Origin of the sequence: Vibrio sp. SCSIO 43136 (genome assembly GCF_023716565.1) — a bacterium.
Taxonomy (GTDB): domain Bacteria; phylum Pseudomonadota; class Gammaproteobacteria; order Enterobacterales; family Vibrionaceae; genus Vibrio.
In genome coordinates this window covers 689,776-713,742 of sequence record NZ_CP071849.1, presented here as the reverse complement: position 1 = coordinate 713,742, position 23,967 = coordinate 689,776, and the positions used below count along the sequence as shown (strand labels likewise).

General features: G+C 41.4%; 19 protein-coding genes. 13 read left to right on the top strand and 6 right to left on the bottom strand.

Going from position 1 to position 23,967, the window contains the following annotated elements:
- The first annotated feature begins 504 nt into the window (after positions 1–504).
- The 4 genes from J4N39_RS17940 (at position 505) to J4N39_RS17925 (ending at position 7,458) form a co-directional block, all read left to right on the top strand.
- Entirely contained in the window at positions 505–2,217 is a 1,713-nt protein-coding gene (locus J4N39_RS17940; RefSeq protein ID WP_252026471.1) for a competence protein CoiA family protein, read from the top strand.
- Between the two features lie 131 nt (positions 2,218–2,348).
- Positions 2,349–4,457, top strand: a complete 2,109-nt coding sequence (locus tag J4N39_RS17935; RefSeq protein ID WP_252026469.1) for a retron Eco8 family effector endonuclease — start codon at positions 2,349–2,351, stop codon at positions 4,455–4,457.
- 186 nt (positions 4,458–4,643) lie between these two features.
- Positions 4,644–5,693, top strand: a complete 1,050-nt coding sequence (locus J4N39_RS17930; protein WP_252026467.1) for a reverse transcriptase family protein — start codon at positions 4,644–4,646, stop codon at positions 5,691–5,693.
- Positions 5,694–5,748: 55 nt separating this feature from the next.
- The gene (locus J4N39_RS17925; protein ID WP_252026465.1) at positions 5,749–7,458 is read left to right on the top strand and encodes a hypothetical protein; all 1,710 of its coding nucleotides are present in this window, start codon (positions 5,749–5,751) and stop codon (positions 7,456–7,458) included.
- 178 nt (positions 7,459–7,636) lie between these two features.
- Here the strand turns inward: J4N39_RS17925 and J4N39_RS17920 are convergent, their stop codons facing one another.
- The 4 genes from J4N39_RS17920 to J4N39_RS17905 all read right to left on the bottom strand — a co-directional run bounded on the left by J4N39_RS17920 (position 7,637) and on the right by J4N39_RS17905 (position 12,029).
- Positions 7,637–8,725, bottom strand: coding sequence for a hypothetical protein (locus J4N39_RS17920; RefSeq protein ID WP_252026463.1), 1,089 nt, complete (start codon positions 8,723–8,725; stop codon positions 7,637–7,639).
- A gap of 618 nt (positions 8,726–9,343) precedes the next feature.
- Complete coding sequence (locus J4N39_RS17915) at positions 9,344–9,619, bottom strand: hypothetical protein (RefSeq protein ID WP_252026461.1); 276 nt, start codon at positions 9,617–9,619, stop codon at positions 9,344–9,346.
- Between the two features lie 243 nt (positions 9,620–9,862).
- Entirely contained in the window at positions 9,863–10,711 is an 849-nt protein-coding gene (locus tag J4N39_RS17910; RefSeq protein WP_252026459.1) for a hypothetical protein, read from the bottom strand.
- A 127-nt stretch (positions 10,712–10,838) separates the two neighbouring features.
- Positions 10,839–12,029 carry a trypsin-like serine peptidase gene (locus tag J4N39_RS17905; protein WP_252026457.1) on the bottom strand — a complete coding sequence of 397 codons (1,191 nt, stop codon included), beginning with the start codon at positions 12,027–12,029 and terminating at the stop codon, positions 10,839–10,841.
- Positions 12,030–12,281: 252 nt separating this feature from the next.
- Between J4N39_RS17905 and J4N39_RS17900 the strand changes: the two genes are divergently transcribed.
- The 7 genes from J4N39_RS17900 to J4N39_RS17875 all read left to right on the top strand — a co-directional run bounded on the left by J4N39_RS17900 (position 12,282) and on the right by J4N39_RS17875 (position 20,529).
- Positions 12,282–13,121: a patatin-like phospholipase family protein gene (locus J4N39_RS17900; RefSeq protein WP_252026454.1), complete on the top strand. Its 840-nt coding sequence runs from the start codon at positions 12,282–12,284 to the stop codon at positions 13,119–13,121.
- A gap of 136 nt (positions 13,122–13,257) precedes the next feature.
- Positions 13,258–14,169, top strand: a complete 912-nt coding sequence (locus J4N39_RS17895; protein WP_252026452.1) for a DMT family transporter — start codon at positions 13,258–13,260, stop codon at positions 14,167–14,169.
- Between the two features lie 340 nt (positions 14,170–14,509).
- Positions 14,510–15,175: a hypothetical protein gene (locus J4N39_RS17890; protein ID WP_252026450.1), complete on the top strand. Its 666-nt coding sequence runs from the start codon at positions 14,510–14,512 to the stop codon at positions 15,173–15,175.
- A gap of 442 nt (positions 15,176–15,617) precedes the next feature.
- A complete protein-coding gene (locus tag J4N39_RS17885) occupies positions 15,618–17,750 on the top strand; it encodes a winged helix-turn-helix domain-containing protein (protein WP_252026448.1) in 2,133 nt (710 codons plus the stop codon).
- Positions 17,751–17,856: 106 nt separating this feature from the next.
- Positions 17,857–18,423 (top strand): outer membrane beta-barrel protein, encoded by a 567-nt coding sequence (locus J4N39_RS17880; protein WP_252026446.1) that lies wholly within the window; start codon positions 17,857–17,859, stop codon positions 18,421–18,423.
- A gap of 20 nt (positions 18,424–18,443) precedes the next feature.
- Positions 18,444–18,686 carry a DUF8691 family protein gene (locus J4N39_RS23075; protein WP_503064161.1) on the top strand — a complete coding sequence of 81 codons (243 nt, stop codon included), beginning with the start codon at positions 18,444–18,446 and terminating at the stop codon, positions 18,684–18,686.
- An 88-nt stretch (positions 18,687–18,774) separates the two neighbouring features.
- Positions 18,775–20,529 (top strand): Na/Pi cotransporter family protein, encoded by a 1,755-nt coding sequence (locus J4N39_RS17875; RefSeq protein ID WP_252026444.1) that lies wholly within the window; start codon positions 18,775–18,777, stop codon positions 20,527–20,529.
- Between the two features lie 55 nt (positions 20,530–20,584).
- Here J4N39_RS17875 and J4N39_RS17870 read toward each other — a convergent pair whose 3' ends face one another.
- A complete protein-coding gene (locus tag J4N39_RS17870; protein WP_252026442.1) occupies positions 20,585–21,439 on the bottom strand; it encodes an SDR family oxidoreductase in 855 nt (284 codons plus the stop codon).
- Between the two features lie 176 nt (positions 21,440–21,615).
- On the opposite strand from J4N39_RS17870, the gene J4N39_RS17865 reads away from it, so the two are divergent.
- Entirely contained in the window at positions 21,616–22,161 is a 546-nt protein-coding gene (locus J4N39_RS17865; RefSeq protein ID WP_252026441.1) for a TetR/AcrR family transcriptional regulator, read from the top strand.
- Between the two features lie 40 nt (positions 22,162–22,201).
- Here J4N39_RS17865 and J4N39_RS17860 read toward each other — a convergent pair whose 3' ends face one another.
- A complete protein-coding gene (locus J4N39_RS17860; RefSeq protein WP_252026439.1) occupies positions 22,202–22,879 on the bottom strand; it encodes a helix-turn-helix transcriptional regulator in 678 nt (225 codons plus the stop codon).
- Positions 22,880–23,013: 134 nt separating this feature from the next.
- Between J4N39_RS17860 and J4N39_RS17855 the strand changes: the two genes are divergently transcribed.
- Positions 23,014–23,952: an alpha/beta fold hydrolase gene (locus tag J4N39_RS17855; protein ID WP_252026437.1), complete on the top strand. Its 939-nt coding sequence runs from the start codon at positions 23,014–23,016 to the stop codon at positions 23,950–23,952.
- Positions 23,953–23,967: the final 15 nt, after the last annotated feature.

Here is a 23,967-nt window from a genome sequence, read left to right as displayed (position 1 = left end):
GCTAACGCAGCAGCAAAACAAGTTGAATGCAACCAACACAAAAACCTAACCATGTGGTAAATGAAGATGCGTTAAAAGCCCACAGCAAAATACGTAGATAATGCGATAACAATCAATCTGAGTGACATTAAACTAATACTCATGAGAACTCTACTGCACTAATTTCTCATGAGGAATTACCCGAAGAGCAGCACAACGCTCTTTGTATCAATGTGAACGGCTGGAGGTACTATCCGTCATTTCAGTTTGATGAGCATTTTAACCTTATAGATAACCTCAGAAACAATCTTAGTCTCAGCAGAAGCGCAAAGTCATAAATACGTAACCGCCAAACCCTTTGACTTAATCGATGCCCTTATGTTTGACGTGTTCCTTGAGGACTGGTTAAGGCCTGACGAAAGAGTAATCAGAACTAAGATTGCGCAATTTCCAGTTAGGATATAGACAAACAAATAGTTGGTTCTCCATCCATTAGAGTCAGCAAAGAACATCTTCCAAGAACTTATGCATTTGAACCATAACCGATTTCCAAGCTCAATACCTCCAAAACTTGAAGCCAACACTAGTAACTTGCTCTATTTTCACTTAGCTTATCATATTGATTTAATGGGCTTTGGTTGGCTCATCACCTTCGAGTTGAGAGGAGTGGCGATGCTAGAATATGCGTTACATGGCGATTCAAATACCTTAAGGCATGTTGATTCTGTCGAGAATGGCTTAAAGTGCAATTGCGTATGCTCTGCTTGTGGAGATCGCTTAGTAGCTAAAAACAATGGAACTAGTGGTACAAGACATCATTTTGCACATGAATCGAAAGACGAAAACAGTAACTGCTTAATGACTCAACTCCACTTAGTCGCACAACACTTTTTTCTTGAATCGCAGCCCCTTTATCTTCCGCCAGCATCCTTTGAATACAAAGGACAAACACTGAGCCAGTGCGAAGTATCAACAAATGTTCGAGGTGGAAAGCTAGAAGTACGCTTAGACCGCTATATCGCGGATGTACTTCTCGAAACCGAACTCGGTGACATAGTGATCGAAATATTCGTCACTCATGAAAATGAAGCTGAAAAAACAACCTACTATCAACACAATAAAATCCCTTCAATAGAGTTTGATTTAAGTGCCTACCTTAATCGCAACATTGATGAAGCACTCTCAGATCTAAAAGCGAAAAAAGTGCCTTACAAATGGCTTTACGAATGGTGCCGAGAACAACTCATTGATAAGCACGATCAGTTTCCGGAGCGTGAAGCAGAACGTATCAAGAAAAAACGTGTTCGTAGTGCAAAAGACTCAGCTAGAAAGTTTATTAAAGGTAACTACATTTTGTTACCTAGCTTAACTCAAAAGTTTGAATGCCAGATTGACAAGTACACGTATCGCGAAGAAGTCACTATTTATTCTCGCTCTGAACAGCGTGTAGACAGCGTTAGCCAAGTAAAGCTGACGGAGGAATACCTTCTGCTCAAGGCGATTCGAGGTCACAGCCACATCTGGGTAGCGTTTCTATTAAAGGATTGTTTACCTGACGATGTCGTTGATCTTAATGGAAGCGTAGTTATCCGCACTCCAGCAACATCTGAGAATAATCGGGCTACCTGGAAATGGTTGAAGTACCCCAAATTAATGCTGAAAATTGAAAGATCTCAACAAAGTTTTTTAAAGGAATCGAACAATAAGGCAAAGAAGGCTAGAACAACAAAAGACGCCGTAAGACAGGCTAAAACCAACTCTGAGCTTTATCTACTTTCAAAAGATAACTTGTTCAAAAGAGACTACTCCAGATGGTCGAAGTGGATGACACTGAATCAGTTATTTCAGCCTAGCCCCGCTAGGAAACACCCAAAGTTACCTCATACTCTTAATTATATACGAAGCTATCCCTGCCTCTGGGCGTTTGACACTTGGCATATTCTAGCCTTGAGTCTGCTGGCTGAAATCGTCGATAGGAAGCCAAAAGACACTAAAATTTTCTATCACCATCTGTTCAAGGAGTTAGTCGAACTTACAGGGTTACATAAAGAGTTTTCTGACATTGAGCAGCGCATCGCTCCACATGCTGTTGATGCTGATTCTAAGTCACTTGTGATTCGCTCTGAGATAATCGAAGAAGCTCTTAGACCCTATGCCAATGTCGGGGTTATCTATCGCTTAGAAGGTGGATTTAAGCGCATAGGATCACTAATGGAAGCTATTGATTTGGATTCTTAGATAAGTGTCAATCGATAGCTTTAAAAGTGTTGTACAAACAAATTCCTGTCTCTGGTCAAAGAGCTAATTGACCTACCAAACTTAACTCAATAAAATCACTTGCTTATACACGCCCTGTTAATAAGCATCCTATGTCCGTATTGTCGATCAAGATTAATAATCTACTTTCATTTCAAGAGCTCGATCTAAAAAACATAAATGACATAAACTGTTTCGTTGGTACAAACAACGCAGGAAAGTCTAACCTATTCAAGATAATCAAATACTTCTACAGTCAAATCGAAGGGGAAAGAATTCTTTCTCCTACTTTAAACTCAAACTACAGCCCTCATGGTGAGATTGAAATTGAGTTTGACCTCTCAAGAATTAGAAAGATTGTTACGGCTTCTCGTAGCAACGCACAGCAAAGTCCTTTCTTCAAGCACATCTATTCTACGATGTTCAATAAAGAAGCAGACATGTTTGGCTTCCTTTTCAATGAGAAACGTCCAAAAGACAAAGCTGATTTAGGTGAAAAATTCAAGCTTGGTTTGATTGTAAACAAAGATGGAACTTCATTTTGGAAGAACGGAAATCCACAGATTAGAAGCTTGATTTCTTACCTTTTCCCATTTTTTGCTATCGATGCTAGACACATAAACCTCCATGAATGGGACGATTTGTGGAATCTAATAGCAAGAATCAAATCCTTCAAAGTCAATGAGATAACTTCAGAAGATGTAAGCTCATACGTTGATGAACAAATATCTCCAGGTCAAGGGGAGTTTTTATCGCTGATCGATATAATAAACACTAAAAACAACATCATAGATTACAGTCACAAAGAAAAGATCATCAGTCTAGTGAAAGCAAGTCTTCCAGGAGATCAATTCTACAGCTCAGGCGAGTTTGCAGAGAAACAATCCGATGGAACTAACTCATTCAACTTTATTGATAGCGCGTTAACATTACTTATCTGGATCACCAGAAGAGAATACATCTCCCCTATCATATTCATTGACGAACCTGAAGTAGGTTTACATCCAAAACGTTGCGAGTACTTAGTAAATAGAATCTACGATAACTTCCATGAGTCTTCGATTTCCGCATCAGGACGAAAGGTAAACACCCCTTTCCCCAAGATATTTATAACTACCCACTCGCCAAATATAGTAAAAGAAGTAATACGAAAATTTGATAAGAAGCAGAACATCTACCATGTTGCCATGCTTGGGTCTGGAGTGAGAGAAGGAACTAAGATTACCGAGTTGAACTCAAAGTATGATGATATCAGATTCCTAAACAAATTTAGCGACAACGAAGCTCGACTGTTTTTTAGCCAACACATATTGTTTGTTGAAGGCGCAACCGAGAGGGAACTTCTATCAAACGTCAAGTTATCAAACCTTTACCCAAATCTAACTTACTCTGACGTTTATGCAGGAGGAAGCGACAACGTACTGTCTGAGGCAATCAACCCTGGTAAGACAAACGCCTCCATACCTTATCTCTTTATCTATGACGTAGACAAAGCTTTTGAGTTTATAGCGACTAACAACCCAAATGAGCTAGAAGTTAAGTTTAAAGATTCAATCAGTTTAATTGGACTGAGTGAGAACTCACTTAAAGAAGAAAGAAACCAACTTAACTTAGGTTACAGTAAATCTCATAAGAAACGCAGAGAACAAGTTGAAAAACTACTGTCATTCCAAAAGAGGAAGCTGACACTCGATCATAATAGGTCAACATTCAAAGAGCTCTCCGCATATCAAACAATGCGTAGCATTACCCAAGAATACTTAAAGACAAAAAATGTAGTTTTGCTTGACAGTACAGTTGAAGGGTTGCTCATATCCAAAGCTTCAAAAGTCTTATTTTACAAATGGCTATATGAAGAAAAGAACGTTGATATTTTTAAGTTAGAGTATCGAATTAAGAACAAAAACCTATACCAGGACAAAACGCTCGCGAAACTGGATGAAGATAGTTTGTTTCAGTGTGTATCTCAAATCTACCACGTCAAATGCAATAGCCAGATAAAAATCAATAAAAACAATCAACTAGCTAAGATAAAAACATTCATAGAAAATCAAACAGGAATAAAACCGCCCACCAAAACTAGTGGATGGGTTACATCTTTCTTGGATTATGCGATTGAAGACCTAGATTCCAAGCTAGTTGACAAGTCTTTGTTACGTAGGGAATTTTCTTTACATTTCCCCAAGCTACATGATATTTTGACTTCCGTTGAAATTCGATAGTTACTTGAGGTCACTTCGGTGAAAGTCGGCAACGCTTCATAGCCATCCTCTCTTTATGCGATACTTCATTCATATCCCATAAAGCTGTAGAATGTGTTAACAGCCTCTAAATTACCTTCACATATTACTCGTGTAAGCAGCGGATTACAGGTCACATGTGAATCTTTGTTTTGTATCGGATCAGACATGAAAACCAACAAAATCAAGCTCCCAGCGAGTCTGGGAGCTTTTCTTAGCGAAAACTCAGACACTGCTGTTAAAGAACGAAAAATAAAAGGTAATTACTTTTATTCTGTCGATGACTCCGTATTAGATAAGCACCAAACACTAGCTAAAATCCTAAGCGAGGCGATCCCTAAAAACAGCGCTAGTAAAGGGTTTAGTGCTGATTGCTCGTACCTTGACTTTTTGAAGCCTCATACCCCCTCTCGCTTTTTTTTACGAATGGACATTTCTAGCTTCTTTCATTCGATTCCAGTAGAGCAAATAGCAAACAAGCTAAAACCTTACTTCGATGATAACGCAGACAATGAGAGCCACGCAGTGAGTGTGGATTCCATTCTAAAAAAAGTAACTTACAAAGTTCCCGAAACCTCAAGTAACAAGAAAATTTTAGGTGAAACGATCCTACCAATGGGCTTTCCGTGCTCCCCTACCTTATCAAACTTGTTTTTTCGTCCCTTAGATATAGTGATTCAATCCTACTGTTTAGAGCATGACGTTATATATACTCGTTATGCAGACGATATGCTGTTTTCTTCGAAATACAAACAAACGATTGGTAGTGGTGATGTAGAAACATTCATTAAAAGACTGATGAATAAAAATTCACTATTGATCAATACGAAAAAAACACTCTATACCGAAGGCCATATTTCATTAAACGGGTATGTTATAGATTCTAATGGAGGATGTATCAGGCTGTCTAACTCCAAACTTTTAACTATCAACAAATTAACAAAAATGCTCATAGTTCAGAAAGTTAGCTTAAGGCACGTCGCGGAATCTCTCTTTGGAATGAATATACATAATCTCCCTTACAAGAATGCGAATACAAACGCGTTTTTTGAAAAAAAATGTCGAAAGATAGTTCTTGATAAAGTTAGAGGCTTTCGTTCTCACATAATTGGCGTTAAAAAGCATGGAATTGCGACTTCAAGTATCAGCGCTGATTCTGTTAAAAAATATGAAAAAATAATCGAACGTTTAGAAAAAATAATCTTACAGCACGGGTAAACGCCTGATAGCGTTCATCTATTAGTTATCAGAAAATTTATATCAAGATAATCATATGAAAATCCAAGACTTAGTAAAATCTATACTCCCAAGCTATGATGACCCTTATGTAAAGCAACACAATGCGAACACTGAGTTTGTTCCATCCTCCAGCTCTACAGAAAATATCTTGCATGATCTCATTTGGCCTATGACGAGTTTCCATATAATCAGCAACATTTTGGACACAAATGATTCTTACCAAAAAATCGTATCTAGTTTAGGTGGTAAGTGTTGGAAGAAAGAAGATCATGACAACGCGAAAGAAATTGGTGATATTTGGGCTGAATTTTTGAAAGCACCTGATGCACCTCTCCCTGTTGAAATTCACAATTTGTTATATCGTGTATTTAAAGAGAGAAGAAAAATTACAGCCCAAAAGCTAGAGCTCAACGTTCTATTAAATGACAACGAGTTTATGTTTGATGCTCTAATGCTGCTTCTAGCAAGTGACCGATGTGCAAGAAAAATAAAAGGTCAATTGACTCGAAGAAACAACAACTTAATTTACAGCTACGCCAATCAACTCTCTTCCCAGCAAGGTTTTGAATCACTATCTACAGGTAGTAGCCTGATGGGCACTGTTCACCACAAAACAATGACACCCCAGTCTGGAATTTCCTTGAACAGCCTCACTCACTCGTTAGCTTATGTGAAACCAGGTATTGAATGCTTCACGCTCGCTGGGCGTGCTGACATTAAAAATGATCTCTACAACGTTTTAATCTTACCTTGGCCATTAAAAATTCGAAGAAGTAACTTTAAAGTTGACGAGCACCCTCCCTTACAAATGGACAGCAGTAAATTTGGCTTTTTCTCTTATGAAAACGAAAACCAAATTACAGCAGAAATGATCGTGTATGGGATTAAATCAGCGATTAAAGAAACTGGAGCCCCAGATCTCGTTGTAATTCCTGAGTGTGCTGTAGACTACAAGCACTCAACACTGATTAAGGAACGCTTGGAATCACTGCTTCGTGAAGACGGCATTCCTTTGCCTATCTTAATATATGGAGCCTATGAACATAGTCAGCAAAACAACTTTGGTGCTAACTATCTAGAGCTATCTTACATGGATGACTTAACTGGCAAATATATTTACAAAAACCAACCAAAACACCATCGTTGGGCATTAGACAGAAGTCAGATCATCAATTACAAACTAGGAACTGTTTTGAATCCTAGTAAAAAGTGGTGGGAAAACTGTACGATAGACTCACGTAAGATTCTGTCCTATGTCGATAGCAATATTCATATTTGCCCTTTAATCTGTGAAGACTTAGCTAGACAAGATCCAATCGCACCAGTAGTGAGAGCCCTTGGCCCAAGCTTAGTAGTTGCGCTATTACTCGATGGACCACAGATATCCAAAAGATGGCCTGGGAAATATGCCAGCGTTCTCTCGGAAGATCCTGGATCAAGTGTGCTGTCCATATCCCCTTACGGCATGACACAGCGATCTACTGGTGGAAACAATCCCCCAGGTTCAGAAGTAGCTCTTTGGAGCGATCGATTTAAAACTATTGCCTTAAAGCTAGAAAGTAACAAAGTAGGTATATCACTTGTTCTTGAAAAAGCGAAGTTAGATCAGTGGAGTGCTGATGGAGGAAGGTGTTCAAAAGATGTTGTCAAATATGCAGGGCATCTGAGTGTAGGTTGCTCGACCGAACTCGACACTATTGTAGCTAAAGAGCAAAAATCTGTTGAAGACAAAGCGCTAGCATAAGTTTAGATTGGAGCAGCCTTTTGAATTAATTGACAAAATACTGCTCACAAACGCTGGATTTATTTAACCCAGTTCGTTCACGAACTGGGTTTTGGCAATAGCGTAGTCCAAAGCTTACCAAAGTCTGAATAAGGGCTACGTACCTATCAATTCCCCAAGAAAATGAAAGATAATGTGATTAAATAAACATAAGTATAGATGCCCACTTCTGATCAAAATCGTCAGGATCTTTACTTCGGACATCTGCAAGCTCTTCTCTAAGTTTATCATCACCGTGTCTAAGCCTGATACTAACTAGTTCATTTACACTTTTGCTATCTAACTCTATGTGATCTTTATTGAGGAGTTTAAGTATGCTGTCAACTTTACTTTTCTTAGATATGCACTGAAAAATGTACTTGGAAGCATATTTTCCATCCGATAACTTTATGAAAAAATTAAAAAATATTTGTTTTTTATCAATAAGTAGAAGACTTAGGTCAACCTGAGCTGGCACAACATATATACTGGAGTCCTCGCAAGCAGTCTGGGTCAAAAACAAGGTAGCAGCTTCACGTGTCAATGACTCACTGATACTAACAGTATTCTTCCAATCTGCGATGTCTTCTCCATCGATTTGAATGTATCGAGTAAATGATATGTTGGGATCTTTCACTGCTTCAGAGAGAGCCTTATAGTACTCTTTAACACTATCTTCATATGACTTGTTACCTAGTATTTGCCGCGCTTGCTTGTCATATCTCATGCGCGTTACGAGATCTATCTCAGACGCATTCTTTATTGCATTTACCATTGTATGGTAACCAAACTCACAATCTAATACCGAACCGCCTCCATTAAAGCCCTCAACTAAACTAATTAGGTCTTCAGTTCTACTGTCTAACTTTTTGTTTTGCTTGTCTAACTTAGTCGATATCTCGTCCAAACCTGTTTTTTTCGTTTCTTCACTCAGTTGGTAATAACAATAAATAGCAGCAACTAGAATGGCTAACATTAAGAAAATTGCGTACAAAGACAAACGAAAATACTCATGCAAGACTGCTGCGCCTAACTTAAGCTCTAATCCTTTGAGACTCTCAGCAAAGCCGCCTGCATTTGTAAAATCATCTTGACCGAGTTGCACAAAATCTAATAACTCTGAAAGCGCTGGAATAAACTGTATATAATGAGCAACAATAAATCCTATAACTCCACTAGCTATGAGAGAAACTAAATAGAATCCAACCTTTATTATTGCAGTTCTCTGATGTGACATTTCCTTGCCCATATCGCCCCTCATCACGCGTAAAACTAAAATTCCAACAATACATCCATATAACAAATACATAAGATAATACACATCAATACCTATTACCATCATCTCATTGAGAGCTAGATCGGTATTATACAACTAACCGTATAAGTACATTTTGAGCCAGTTGACGCTCTTCGTATTTATTCTTCTGTTTCACAAACCACACCTACCCGTTTGTGAGGTAAGAGTTTTATACATAAACATACTTCAAGATAAAGAGAAATTCGTAGTTCGTAAAACGCGGTTCGCAAAATACGGTTCGGGTTTCACGAACTGATCAATCACTCTAGAAAAAGGGTTTATGATGAGAGAGTTTCCAACTTAGTTAACCAAACTTGCTGCCTTCATTAACCATGAAGCACTGGAGTTTCCAACTCGGTTAGCGCAAACGAGTATTCCAGCTCATTGATTTAGAAAGCTGGTAAGTTTCCATCTTAGTTATCTGTGATCAGGAATAAAGTTTAGTCTACTTAACTATTTATTTCTCTCGACAAAAAGCGAACCATCAATGGTTCGCTTTTTTCATTCTTCACCACTTTTAAATTAGGGTATACAGGCCTATTTAGAGACAGCCCTATACAATAGGAGCTACTAAACTCCCCGGCGCTTCACCTCTTTCTTAAAACTGGATTCACGGTAAAACCACAAAGCACAGTTCCCTAGAAAAATCAGCGAAGTAAAGAGGACATAGTTCGAGAGCTGACTTTGCATAAAGACCAAAACACCTTGCTCACTCGCAGAAGAAAACTGGAAGACAATGCTAAAAACGAGATAAAAGGCAACAGCTCCAGTTGTACTCTTAAACACCCAAGCTAAAAATCCCTGCTCACGTTTCTTTTGCCAAATCTCAAACACTTTATCGTTCATATATTCCCTTTCTTGGAGTGTAATATTTATAAATTAGATTGGCTAGATGCACGCAACTGGCTGACGTCAAATGCCAAACCCCAAGTAGAGTACCACAAACAACATGTAAAATTTCAAGCAAAAAGCCTCACCACTATACACTCGAATAGGGTTGATTCGTGCAATGAAACGAGGATAAAAAAGGTGTGTGTCCTGCATGTTGGCTTGATTTGGTGCCTGTCCCAATTAAAAGGGAATACTGGTCTAGGGCTTAATTAACACCCAATCACGAACTGCATCGTTGAAGAAGCCTGATTGTTCGAAAGCTTTTCTAAAACGGCCTTCTTGTTTCAGGAGAGATACACCTTTTTGCAAGGCCATTGACACTTTCTCGTAATCTGGATGCTGCTGCGAAACTACGAAGTGACGTGAGCCACGAAGGCCAAGTTTGAGCCCGGGAATTGGTACATAGCGGATATCTTGCGCCACGAAGGATAAGTCACCACTCGATTGGAACGGTGCTAACAAAAAGTCAATTCGCCCGGTAGCCACCATCTTTTTCATTGAACTCCACTTAACGGTACTGTGTAGCAAGTTAAGTTGCATTGCGCTCAACGTAGCCCAATCTGAATGCCATGCGCGACTAGAGACAGCCCTTAACTGCTGCACATCTGACAAAGAATTAGCCGCCAATGCCTTACCATTAGATTCTATTGTGTACATGCCCACTTCATATTCGCCATCACTGATAATTGCTGGACTGAGCATGACTTTATCGACAGCAGAAGCCATGCTAGCTTTCCAAACCGAATTACCCAGCATAACTTGTGTCCCGTTTTGCAAGTTTTGATACAACCGACCAGCATTAGGGGCAAAGACAAATTCCACTGGGTCATTAAGTCCACCGAGAACCAAGGCTTGTTGAACCAATACCAACTCTACCGTGGTTCGCCTCGCATGCGGGCCTGAGTATTCAGTGATAGTGAGAGGATCACGTTCGCCGATAAACTTTAAATAAGCCTCATAGGCCCCTCTTTCCACCAGTACCTCTAGGCCATGAGCAAAGTTTATCGGCAACATTAAAACCAATGCCATTATAAGTTTACATCGCATACTGCTCTCTCTCGCAACAATGCAAGGTCGACCCTATGTCAGAACCTTTATTGACTTCTACTAACAGTATTAACTATAGACCTAGCAGTTCGACTCCATGGCAGTTTGTAGAAATACACATACATCATTAGTTATTACAGGTCAGATCGATAACAGTATCTCCCCATAGTTGCTCATTTTCTTTTTTCGCTTTGACCTGCCTTTCGCGAGAATCGAAGGTATCCCCGTCAAAAGTCAACTGGCGACTGTCCCCATTCCAGTTGTAGTTGCTAGAGGTGGCCCAGTAATACCAAAACGTATTGTTTGAGGCATCAGATCGTAAAACTTCTCCTTTCGATAAGTATCCGCCGATGGTTCGCCATTGTTCTTTCTCGGCATTCTTATATCGAATAGCGACTTTTACGCTCTCTTTGCATTTGTTATGGATTCCGACGTGAATAAATTGCTTTGTTTTGAATTTAACGGGTGCAAAAAGACCATTTGGCTGTGCCTTGCCGTCCATGATTGCTCGGAAATCAGCTCTCAGCTCAGGGGTAAACAAAGCAACCACATTTCGAGTTTCCGTTTGAGCTGAGACTACCCCTGTTACATAGTAGTTATCATACTTGGGTGAGTATTGTAGGACGCTCGCACCACTTGCCCCTGGATATGTATCGCATGTGGTGAGTGCAACGTTATACACCTCATGACGTAAATAGCACTCTTCATACCATAAAGTGGCATTTGGCTTATCTCCTGGGTAAGAAAGAAGGTACATATCGAAGATATCATCACTGCCAAGTGAGAGATCGAACTCCTGTCGCCAAGTGCCGTATGTTCCGAGTTGATCTCCCGTCCCTTTTGAAGACTTGGGGTTTTTCACTTCCAAAATAGCGATATCGTTACGAATCATTCCGAGATCGATCGAGCTCAATGTTGGAGTTAGCGTAAATATGAGTTCTTTATTCTTCTTAAGATAATCTTTAAGTACATATCCAGAGGTGACGAAAACTCGAGTTGGAGAATAGTCGTCCTTTCCTACTTTTCTTGGATGAAACTCTAAGTTATCGAATGGCTTAGCATCACGGATATTGATGACACAATGAGCGGCTGTCAGTAGATGTTTTTTACCTATGAGCGTGGCGCTACAACTGTGAACTGTATTGGGTGTAGAGTTTTCCCACGCTGTTAGATACCCAACCTTTCTCGCACCGTGAACACCGTTAACCACTTCAAATGACCACGCATCTTTCACCTGCTCTCGACTCTCGCCTCTAATAATTCCAGCACTTACAAGCATCGGAACTAAGACTAGAAACAGAAATGAAACACCTTTCACCGAAATCACCACCATCCATGTTAGCTATTTGTTACAACGATACTCATTTAACAGGATTTGGCAAATCTGATTGTAAATATGGCTCGATTGCCATCTTACTTTTGTCAATTACTGTCTATTTAGCGATGTACTTGTACATATCAGTCAATTTAGCTACACATCTGACCACTAATCTAGTAAAAATAATCTGATGGAATCACAGGTGTGGAAACAAAGAATGTCCCCACAACTAACAAAGGAATGCAGATAAAAATGACAGACAAAACAAAGCATGCCCTAGTCGTCGAAGGTGGTGCAATGCGCGGGATATTTGCTGCCGGAGTGCTAGACGGGTTTATTGACCATGCATATAACCCATTTGATTTCTGTATCGGTGTCTCCGCAGGTTCCACCAATATTGCTTCATGGCTGTCTAACCAGCGCGGCCGCACCTATACCATTATTGCCGACTACTCTTGCCAGCCAGAGTTTATCAACTTTAAAAAGTTTGCCCGTGGTGGGCATTGGTTAGATCTAGATTGGCTATGGGACCATATTGCTAAACACTATCCTTACGACATGGAAGCATTTAATGCGCAAAAACTGCCATTTCACATTGTCACCACTGATGTCGAGTCTGGTGAGGCAATTTACACCAAAGGGGAAGAAAGCAACCTAGAAATAATCCTAAAGGCGTCATGTTCGGTACCAGTCGCCTATCGTACTCATTTAAGTGTCAATGGACGCAAAATGATCGATGGAGGATTGGCAGATTCAATTCCCGTTGTTGAAGCCTACAAGCGCGGAGCTAAACAAATCACGGTGATCCTATCGCAGCCCAAAGGATACAAAAAGCGTCCACCACTCGCACCATGGTTGCTAAGACGACTCATGAAAGATACGCCTCAACTTGCTGAGGCCATGATTAAACGAGCCGAACAATATAATCAAACACTAGAGTTTATCGATAACCCACCAAAAGATTGCACCATTCAGGTCATCTCTCCGGATGAGTCATTTGCCGTTGGAAGATTAACCACGGACAAGAAGAAACTTGAATTGGGGTATCAGATGGGATTACAAGCTGCGAACGATGCCATTCATCTCGATTGAATCTTGCCCTTGAGTTAGTTTCTACTCGACTTAACAACACGGTTAAATGTATGGTTCGAATCTAGCTGCCATTTTCGAAATTTGTTATTGCCTCGATCTCGGTAGTTTCACCATGGATTGGTCTTAAGGAAATGCAATGGATAATAAAGTCGTCAAAGCTCACCTTGCCGTGCTCACCGCTGTAATTATTTGGGCTACGTCATTTATCGCTTTAAAAATAGCGGTTGGTGAAGTTGCACCCATGGTTGTTATTTTTCTGCGCATGGTTATCGGCTCATTGGCATTTCTTGCGGTTTGGCCGTGGATCCGCCATGGGATCAACTACCAAACTGGTGACTGGAAGCTTTTGGCAGGCATGGCGCTCTTTGAGCCGTGTCTGTATTTCGTATTCGAGGCTCAAGCAATGCGGTACACCAGTGCAGGTCAAGCTGGAATGGTCACTGCCATGCTTCCATTGATGGTTGCTGTTGCTGCCTATTTTTTCCTAAAAGAACGTAATACTAAACGTCAATGGGCGGGGCTATTCATCGCTGTTATTGGTGTCGTCTGGATGACAATGAGCAGCTCAGAAAGCGAGCAAGCTCCTAACCCTGTGTTAGGTAATCTACTCGAGTTTGGTGCCATGGTGACGGCAGTAGGCTATACCCTGCTGGTTAAACACTTAACACAACGCTATTCTGCTTTTGTTTTAACTGCGCTACAAAGCTTTGTTGGTGCCATTTTCTTTTTACCACTCGCATTAAGTTCAAGTTGGTCGAGCGATGTATCCAACATCGCAATAGCCAGCATTGTTTACTTGGGACTGATTGTTTCCTTGGGGGGCTACGGACTGTACAACTACTCTCTATCCCACATTAAAGCCTCCACTTCGGCGGGTTACATAAATTTGCTGCCTGCTTTTACTTTGGTTTTCTCGATGCTACTTCTAGGCGAGCGCCTTGGTTTTACTCAATGGGTAGCAATAGGGATTATTTTCTTTGGGGTATTATTGAGTCAGGAGCGAGAGAAAAAAACCGACCCTAAATTAGGTCAAGCAAATGCAAGATAGGCGTTGGCTAAATAACATTAGCTAAAATTTGAGCGGAAAGGCGCTGCTTGGAATACCTTCAATGCTCGTCTCCCACTTGCTATTTTTCCAGACGAGATACTGATCGAAACCACAAGGTATACCCTTCGCTTTCTTTACATCGACTCGATCCATCAATTGAAAATGTAGATAGGGAGTGGTGGAGACACAACGATTGGTGTCAATAGCTACCGATGCTCCATTAAAAAGCAAAGCAGTAACAATAACCAACAGCATTAGCTTTTAAATCACCACATGTGGTGATTTAATAAATCCTCACCATCGATAGTGTGTAGCTCAATATTTCTGCAAGGAGCACTTCATGAATACATCTACTATGGTCCGCTTAGCGTTACTCGTAAATTGTGCTTGTTTTGGGTATGGAATCGGATTGCTACTCACTAAGTTCTCTTATCTTCAAGACGAGCAATACACCGAGCAACAGGTCCTCGAGAGAATACTGTTGGATAGCGCTTATTTTTCTAGTTGGCATATTGTTATATACCTTGTGTTTGGACTTTCATTGCTGTCTCTAACAATTAACCTTTTTATCACCGCCAAAAAGCATTCTCCACATTTGGCCACCGGGCTACTTGTGATGGGAGGGATATGGTCAGGCTTCATGTTGCTAAGCGGCGGACTAGCGATAGAACTGTTAAATCAAGTAGCGGATATTTATCCAAACGACCCAGAGTTTGGAACACAGATTTGGATAACAGGTCAGCTATTGCTTGAAAGCATTGGTGGTGGCAATGAGTTAATAGGAGCGGTTTGGGTGGCCCTCATTGCTCTATTGCTACCAAAGCACAAAGGGCTATCGACCCTGACTAAATGGCTAGGACTCCTCATTGCAGCAACGGGCACTGGCACCTTGTTTGATTCCACTGAAACCTTAGCAAGTCTATTTGGTATAACACTGATAATCTGGTTTTTGCTTCTTTACTGTGTTTCGCCCAACGTAATTGCAGCATGGAAACAGGCGGAGTAATGGAAAGTTCTAACTCATGATAATGAAGACAAAACTATTTATCCCAGAGCCTCGAGCTGATTATGTTTTGAGGCAACATGCAACACACAAACTGAAACAAATTACTCGGGCTAAAGTGACACTAGTCTCCGCTCCTGCTGGCTTTGGTAAATCACAATTGGTTTCAGCTTGGTGTCGAGAACATAACCAACGGTATGGCTGGTTATCTCTAGATAGCCAAGACAAAAACCCAGACACGTTTCTCAAATATTTTGTCGCTGTTATTAGGGAGGCTGATCACTCCTTAGCAAATGAAGCTTGGAATCAAGTACAGAGCCCTAAACAAGTTAATGGCAATGAGATAGTCACCAGCTTAGTCAATGAGCTTAGTTACGATCAAAACGACTTCACTCTAATCTTAGATGACTACCACTTAGCAAGCTGCCCGGACATCGATACTCTGATGGACCTTTTTATTGCTAATTCCCCAAGCAATGTTCATCTGGTAATCATCACACGCTCAGACCCACACTTATCACTCGCTAAGTTAAGAGCATATGGCCAACTCGTAGAAATTCGGGCGGCGGATCTGAGGTTTACTGATCTAGAGGCTGCGCAAGTATTGAAATATGCATCTCAAACTCAACTTGATTCAGCAGAGGTAACCGTTATCAATCGGCACACCGAAGGCTGGGCTGTAGGGCTACAACTTGTGTCTTTATTACTTAAAGATGCAGAAAACCCTCGCACCTTTATCAACCAGTTTTCGGGCTCCAACAGTTATGTCATCGACTACCTTACTGAGCAAGTTCTATCCAAACTCGATAGCAATGTAAGAGATTTTTTACTCCACACTTTCTACCTTAAAGAACTATCCGCAGAACTATGTGACCACATTCTCGAGCGAGAGGATAGTAATGAAATGCTGTCTTACCTGACCGCAAATAATCTTTTCCTCATTCCACTTGATAGCGATAGACGCTGGTATCGCTACCATCACTTATTTGCAGATGTTTTGCGTATTCACTGTCAGGTCACGAAAGATCGAATGAAAATCTTGACTTGGCGGTCAGCCAACTGGTTAGCGGAGCGAGGGCGTCTAGCCGAAGCCGTTCAATACGCGACTTTTAGTGATGAATGCAAGCAACTTAGCTTGATAGAACAATTCTGGCCGGCGGTAAGAGAAAACTCTCATGACTCACAACTAGTAGACTGGTTAAGTGGTTTTGATCTCACGACCATTCAACGTTACCCAGTCTTGTCGTCATATTATAGTTTGAACCTGTTACATCGTGATCCCGAACGAGGCATGTATCTTCTCGAAACGACACACAACAATTTAGCAAATGCCAACAAACAGCTAACTGTCCGGGAAAAGAGTGCTCTCGGAATTATTAGCGTCGGGAAAGCCTATATTTTTGCAGCGCAGGGCCAAACCAAGGAACTGCTTACACATGTTCGCACTGCTCTAGAAGTACTTCCACATCAAGAACAGGTCTGGCGAGGTTCATCGAGAGCACTTGAAGGCATAGCATTGTGGCGTGATGGCGAACTCACCCAAGCTGAACAAAGCCTCAAAGCAGCTATTGCGAATATGGACCGTTCAGGAGATATCAGCGCAAAAATCACGACTCGCTTTTTGCTAGGAGACTTTTATTTTCAGTTTGGCTGGTTGAGCAAAGCACAAACAGTCCTCAAGGAAGCGATACTAAAAGTAGATCATGATAACCAATACATCGTGGAAGGGAGTGCAGATGTCTATCTGCTGTCTGCTGAAATCGAAATAGAACGAGGTGAAATAGAAAACGCTCTAAATTTGCTCGACACCGCAAAACAGTTTGGTACATCAGGCGCTATGCAGGAAACAAAATATCGATATCCGCTCGTTGCCGGACGTATTGCAATAGCCGAGAATCGTATCGAAGAAGCTATCCACTTTCTGAATGAAGCTGAATTGCTCTATTCAGAAACCCCCAACCCTTGCCACAGACCGCCACAATTTTGGCTTAACATTATTAGGCTCAATCAAGGTAGCAATGATCCGTTTAAATCACTCGATACTTATAATGCTCCGCTGCATACCCACAGCTATTACTACATGGCTTATGCGATCGCCTCTCCTAGTGAGTTGAAAAACGTCATAGCGGTATTTGAAACGGCACCTTCAACGCATACTTGGCCTATTTTAGAGTTTACAAAAAAAGTCCTATATGCGTTGGAGGCTACTAGTAGCGATGAAAAAAAAATAGCTGAAGATTTGCTTAAGCTTGCTAAATTAGTGTGCACTCAGAATCATGGGTCAGAATGGATATCACTGTTTTCAAAAGTACATGACCTTTTCATAAGCCATCAACTTGCTGCACAAAAAAACTCGATTAAGGGGTCAAAGGAAACGCTAGTTGAGCCGTTGAGTGCAAAAGAGTCTCAAGTTCTTGAGTGGTTGGATACTGAGCTTAGCGGCCCCCAAATCGCTACCAAGCTCTTTATTAGTCTAAATACCCTTAGGACTCATACAAAAAATATCTACTCGAAGCTTGGAGTCACTAATCGACGAGCTGCAGTTAACAAAGCTCGAACTCTTCACATACTTTCTTAAACACAGAGACAAAATCACATCATTTGGTGATGTGGATAGTTGCCAACACCAATAATCTAGCCCTTAAGCAATCAAGCTTGAACATTTGATAACTTAAGGGCTTTTTATGAACAATCACTTTACTATCTTTACCGTCACAATGGCGCTACTACTTTCTGCAGCTCCTGCTTATTCGGCAGGTCATTCATCCATTAAACTTTTGCTCGGTAAGAAAAATCTCAATGATGACTGGGGAAGAGATGACTCAATGGATACGATTGGATTTCTATCAACGATCCAACCCGCATCACTTCCAGTTGGCATTGCCATAGATCTCTACGGGAGTGGACACGAACACAAAGACGCTGGCAGAAATGCCTTAACTTCAGTTGCTGAAATGAATATCGGCTTGAGATGGCAATCGGCAGTTATAGCAGACTCTTTGATCCCCTATTTTGGTGGTGGACTCAGCTTAGTCTATTCGGAACTGCAAGCGTTCGATGCTGGCATTAAAAACACCTACGATGATACAGGAACTGGATATTGGATTGGTGGTGGCATCGACTATCTTTATGCCGAGCACTGGTCTTTTGGTCTAGAAGCTCGCTATTCTCACGTTGACGTCAAACTTAACGATGACAAAAGAAACGCTGGTGGTTTCAACTGGGGAGCAAGTGTGGGCTATCACTTTTAATCTTATGGGAGGGTATTTGGATGAATACCTCAATCAAAGACTCGCCACGTTTATACTACATCTATGTGGAAGAAGAGTTATCTGACGACTGGCAACAAACTTTCTCTGGCATAGCAGTAACAAAAATATCGAGCGGAACATGTATTAGTGCCAGTTGTAAAGATATGTCCGAGCTTCATGGTATCGTGCAATTGATATTCAATATGGGTCTCAAGATACAAGCTGTCATTAGGCAAGGATTCATTCGTAATGTTCCGAAATGATAAAAATCGAGCCTAAATAGGTTCAACCTCGCTGGTTGAACCCATTTCTGTCCTAGACTTACAAATATGACTTGAACTTTGTGAGCCTATGAAAAGAAAATACCTCATCGCCTTCCTCACTCTCCCTCTCCCATCTATTGCTGCTGATGCAAGTATTCAGGAACTCAACTACGCTTCTATGTTTATGGGCCTATTTGGTGGTCTCGCCATGTTTTTATACGGAATGGAAAAAATGTCGAATGCGCTCAAGCGCACTGCAGGCAGTCGTATGAAACAGGTATTGGCAACTTTGACCAAGACACGCATCAGTTCGGTATTTACAGGAGCAGGCCTAACTGCGGTAATTCAATCTTCATCGGTCACCACAGTATTAGTCGTTGGATTTGTAAGCGCTGGTTTGATGTCTTTAAACCAGGCCGTAGGGGTTATTATGGGTGCGAATATAGGCACCACGATCACCGCTCAAATCATAGCCTTTAAAGTCACAAAAGCTGCCATGGCAATGATCGCCTTAGGCTTTGCGGTTGAAATGGCTTCCAAGCAGCAACAAAACAAAAACTACGGCAACATCATCTTTGGCCTAGGATTACTGTTTTTAGGCATGAACCTGATGAGTGAAGCCATGTCTCCACTAAGAGTGTTTGACCCATTTATCGACTTTATGGCCAAAATGGACAATCCAATTTTTGCCATTTTACTCGCAGCCACATTTACTGCATTGGTCCAATCCTCTTCTGCTACCACAGGTATTGTCATCGTACTGGCCAGCCAAGGGTTCATAACCCTTGAATCAGGTATTGCGATGTCGATGGGAGCGAACATCGGTACTTGTGTGACCGCACTTCTAGCGGCGATAGGTAAGAGTACTGAAGCGAAACAGACCTCCGCCATTCACCTTTTATTTAACCTCGCAGGGGTGATTATCTGGCTGCCTATGATTGGACTCATTGCATTAGTCGCAACGTCTATTTCCCCAAGTTATGCCGACCTTTTAGGAATGGAGCGTTTAGCGGCTGAGACACCTCGTCAGATAGCCAATGCCAATACACTTTTCAATGTTGCCAACACGTTAATAATGCTTCCTATGAGTGCTTTATTCGTCACTGCAGTTAAAAAGCTAGTGCCTCACGACTCTTCTAGAAAAGAAAAACAAAAAATAGAGCTTAAATACATAAAAAAAGAGTATTTGGAAACTGCGGATATTGCACTCGAACAAACCCACCTAGAGATTGGTCGATTAGGTCGACGAGTGGCGAACATGGTCAATCAACTTCCCCCCTTGGCCAGTCAACACAAAAACGAACAGGAAAAAATCACCACGCGTAAGACGCTACGTGAGATAGAAAAACTAGAAGATGAGGTCGACATTTTACATGCCAAAATTCTTTCTTACTTAGGTAAGTTACGTTTATCCCCACTGACAAAACAACAAAGCCGCCATCAAATCAAACTGGTTAGTATTACGGATCAGCTCGAAAGTGTTGCAGACTTAGTCGTTAACTCTTTGCTACCTCTTTGCTACAAAGCACTCGACGCAGATATCAAAGCTAGCCCAGAAATGCGCAAAACTCTTGACCGCACCCACCAAAGAGTAAATCAGGCATTACTAGACAGTGTCAATGCAATACGCCGCGGCGATCGTCAGCTCGCAGACAATGTACTTAACGCTAAACGTGAGATTAACGTGTTGCTGGAATCGATCTTAGAACTTCAAGCACAACGGCTTTCACAGGCGAGTAAACAAAGGCTAGATATATTTAGAATCCAGATGGAATGGGTCGAGGCGCTCAAGCGAATATATACACTTAGTAAACGCATTGCCAAACTCCAACTAAGAAAATAAAAATGCCAATGATCTCAGCCAACAAAATCAGTCTGTTTTTGGGGCTCAAAAATGACTATTTTAAATCGGCAAAATGCTCTGCCAGCGTTATTTTCCCATATAACGGAGCAACTGCATTACTGCCGATCATGGTCAAAAAAAACTCTGCAGGTCCTACCCATTTTTCTGGTAGCACAGGAATTATTTTGAGTAGGAGTCGACGAAAGCCATCAGGCAATGTTCGTATCGCTGGTGATATGTTTTGAGCTTGAAAAGCCAAGTGAGCAATCTGTTGTAGCGAAAGCACCTCTGGCCCACCGACATCTAACTCTCTTTGGTCTGTTCCTATTTGCTCGATACAAAATTGGGCCAGGTCTTGACCATGAATCGGGTTCATCTGCATTTCACCTTGGCCAAATTGATAAACTTTCCCTGCTCTCGCCATGCGAAAAACCTCTTCTAGGTCAGCAAAAAAACCATTAGGTCTAATGACACATGGATTCGGGATCCTCGAGCTAAGCAATCGAGATGCAAACATTTCTTTTGCACGCAATATACGTATGTGCGGATGGTCTTGCGCTTTGAAGGCTGATATATAGATAAACCGTTTCACACGTGATTTTTCAGCTTGTTGGAGCAAATTAAGATTAGCTTGGTAATCTACATCCATATAACTTAACCCATCTTTTTGTCTAGTAATGCCTAAACATGAGATAACCACATCAACATCATCGCATACGCCTTCAAGTTGAGCAGCTTCAGTCACTTCAACTTCAAGAATCTGATCAGCACCAACGCCTTTTTGCACTAATTTAGCTTTGTTACGGGCCAGTGCTACGAAATCAACACCGTTTAGCGTCAACTGTTCGACAATGTGTTGCCCAAGGTAACCAGTAGCACCAGCGATCAGTACTTTTGTTGCTTTTGTCATTCTGCCCTCCAATAAGATCAGCCCTAAGCTTATAAAGACCACTTGGTCTAAATAAATCATAACGGAACAAATTCTCACCAGTCAAGTATAAAGTCCACATGGACTAAATAAAATTCTCACTAGACTTCATTGATTAGGGACAATATAGTCCACATGGACTTTAAAGGAAGTAACAGATGCCCAAGATAGTTGATCACCACGCTTACCGCCAAGAGCTTGCGACTAAAGCCATCCAAATATTCACTCAGCATGGGTTTAATGGCCTTGGAATGAGAGGAATTGCAGAAGCCTTAGGGATCTCAAAAAGTGCTTTATATCATTATTTTCCAAGCAAAGAAGAACTGTTCAAAGCAAGTACCGAGGCATACTTAGCCCCTAGCTCCATTTATGGCCTCGAGGATGGTGAGGAGATCCCTCAAAACACTGAGCAAGCGCTTACCCTGTTAATCAGCACACTCGATTCCCATTTTCGCGGAGAACTGACCCTACTGCTCGACTACACCAAGAGTAAAAGCCATCAACAAATCGAGCAAGATAACCTGCTTGCGTTGGCCCACAAGCGATTTCGAGAAGAGTTAAGTCGACTAACTGATCAAGAAAATGTTGACCAAGCTTATGCGCTTCTATTAGGAGGACTAACAATGCGACTTATGGATGGCGGCCAAACCGAAATCACTACTATTGTGGGTTGGATAGTAACATTAACTACGAAACATAATTGATATCCGTAGTCAGCTAGGCTTTGAACTCAACGGCGTTTACCTAAACCTTGTGCCCAAACCTAGCCAAGTTTTTATACTGGCTAATCGTGCCATCAAAAATCACACCACGCCTTAAAAAAGCTTTGCTTATTACGAGCTGAGGCGATTTTATTCTATCCATCCTAAAATGACGAAAGCCCTCTTTACTTGGGTCCCAAGCAACCAAATACAGTAAAGGAAGTAAAATCAGAATCGCTTGAGGTTCTACTTCTCGCATCGTGATGGCCCCTTTTGCATCAACATATTCGAACTGCAACATCCGCTTTTCAAGAAAAGCAGTTTCAAACATAGGGAGCAACTCAGGGGTTAAGTCACCGATATTTTTTTGGCTAACCTCTGGGGCAAGTTGACCGATGTACAGGCACTCAAGTAGCTTGCGCAGCTCTTTGGTTTGATCACTTGATAAGCTCTTTTCTATTTTCTCAATACCAGTGTCAGCAATCGATGAAAAAGGTACATTACCCATTGATCTTACTGCTGTAACACTGATGATCATTGAAAATACTTCAACCACCGATAATCGAGAACTGGTTAGAACGGATTGTGGTTCGAGCTGCACTCCGCCTCCCGGCCCGGAATCGGAATGAATAACGAACCCTTCATCTCGAAGCACATTAAGGTCTCTCAATATCGTACGCCGAGATGCGCCAACTTCATTGGCGAGTTGTGAAACAGTCAAAGCACCATTTCTCCTTAAAGTACGAATTACTGCGTCCTGTCTTAATCGAATACTCACACTGCTTCCCCATTGGTGCCAACATTTGGCACCAATGAGTTTTATCCTGTTTATCGTCTAATTCAAGGAGAAAATATATGTGTAACTCGGATAAGTTCCCAGAAGCCAAATTCATCTCGGTTAATGGTATCAATCTAGAAGTTTTTGAAGCGGGAGAAAGGAACTCCCGTAAACCCATTATCTTGTGCCACGGATGGCCTGAGCTTGCCTATTCTTGGCGACATCAAATACCAGCACTCGTTGCTGATGGCTACCATGTGATAGCACCCAACCAGCGGGGTTTTGGCAATTCATCTCGGCCACAACAAGTAGATGCGTATGGCATTGAGTATTTAACAAACGACCTAACAGCACTACTAGACCACTATGATTACCAAGATGCGATATTTATTGGCCATGACTGGGGAGCGATGGTCGTTTGGGGACTAGCACTCCTACATCCAAATCGGGTGAATAAAATCATTAATCTAAGCTTGCCCTATCAAGAACGTGGGGAAATCCCTTGGATAGAAATGATGGAACGCTACTTCGGAGAAGAGCACTACTTTGTTCATTTCAATCGCTTTCCCGGTATGGCCGATACAGTACTTGATGACAACCCTCGACAGTTCCTCACAAATTTATATCGGAAAAACCAACCTGCAATTGATCCAGAACCAGGAATGGCAATGATCAATTTGGCCAATGCTAAACACCCCTTGGGAGACGCAGTAATGAGTGGATCGGAACTGAATGTCTTCGTTGATGCATTTGAGAAGTCTGGCTTTACACCGAGTATTAACTGGTACCGAAACCTTGACCGCAACTGGCACATATTAGGAAAAGTTGAGCCCCATATCTTTGCACCAACCTTAATGATCTATGGGGACCGAGATGTAATCCCAAAACCGCACAACCTTAAACAGTTTGTACCTGCCGCCAAAGAGCTAAGCTTAAATTGCGGCCACTGGATACAACAAGAAAGGCCTGCCGAAACCAATCAAGCCATTTTGAACTGGCTAGCACAGACTAGCTGACCAAAAATCCCAAAT

Coding starts and splice junctions, on each gene's coding strand:
- J4N39_RS17940 (WP_252026471.1), top strand. CDS start 505: ATGCATTTGAACCATAACCGATTTCCAAGCTCAATACCTCCAAAACTT.
- J4N39_RS17935 (WP_252026469.1), top strand. CDS start 2,349: ATGTCCGTATTGTCGATCAAGATTAATAATCTACTTTCATTTCAAGAG.
- J4N39_RS17930 (WP_252026467.1), top strand. CDS start 4,644: ATGAAAACCAACAAAATCAAGCTCCCAGCGAGTCTGGGAGCTTTTCTT.
- J4N39_RS17925 (WP_252026465.1), top strand. CDS start 5,749: ATGAAAATCCAAGACTTAGTAAAATCTATACTCCCAAGCTATGATGAC.
- J4N39_RS17920 (WP_252026463.1), bottom strand. CDS start 8,725: ATGGGCAAGGAAATGTCACATCAGAGAACTGCAATAATAAAGGTTGGA.
- J4N39_RS17915 (WP_252026461.1), bottom strand. CDS start 9,619: ATGAACGATAAAGTGTTTGAGATTTGGCAAAAGAAACGTGAGCAGGGA.
- J4N39_RS17910 (WP_252026459.1), bottom strand. CDS start 10,711: ATGCGATGTAAACTTATAATGGCATTGGTTTTAATGTTGCCGATAAAC.
- J4N39_RS17900 (WP_252026454.1), top strand. CDS start 12,282: ATGACAGACAAAACAAAGCATGCCCTAGTCGTCGAAGGTGGTGCAATG.
- J4N39_RS17895 (WP_252026452.1), top strand. CDS start 13,258: ATGGATAATAAAGTCGTCAAAGCTCACCTTGCCGTGCTCACCGCTGTA.
- J4N39_RS17890 (WP_252026450.1), top strand. CDS start 14,510: ATGAATACATCTACTATGGTCCGCTTAGCGTTACTCGTAAATTGTGCT.
- J4N39_RS17885 (WP_252026448.1), top strand. CDS start 15,618: ATGGACCTTTTTATTGCTAATTCCCCAAGCAATGTTCATCTGGTAATC.
- J4N39_RS17880 (WP_252026446.1), top strand. CDS start 17,857: ATGAACAATCACTTTACTATCTTTACCGTCACAATGGCGCTACTACTT.
- J4N39_RS23075 (WP_503064161.1), top strand. CDS start 18,444: ATGAATACCTCAATCAAAGACTCGCCACGTTTATACTACATCTATGTG.
- J4N39_RS17875 (WP_252026444.1), top strand. CDS start 18,775: ATGAAAAGAAAATACCTCATCGCCTTCCTCACTCTCCCTCTCCCATCT.
- J4N39_RS17870 (WP_252026442.1), bottom strand. CDS start 21,439: ATGACAAAAGCAACAAAAGTACTGATCGCTGGTGCTACTGGTTACCTT.
- J4N39_RS17865 (WP_252026441.1), top strand. CDS start 21,616: ATGCCCAAGATAGTTGATCACCACGCTTACCGCCAAGAGCTTGCGACT.
- J4N39_RS17855 (WP_252026437.1), top strand. CDS start 23,014: ATGTGTAACTCGGATAAGTTCCCAGAAGCCAAATTCATCTCGGTTAAT.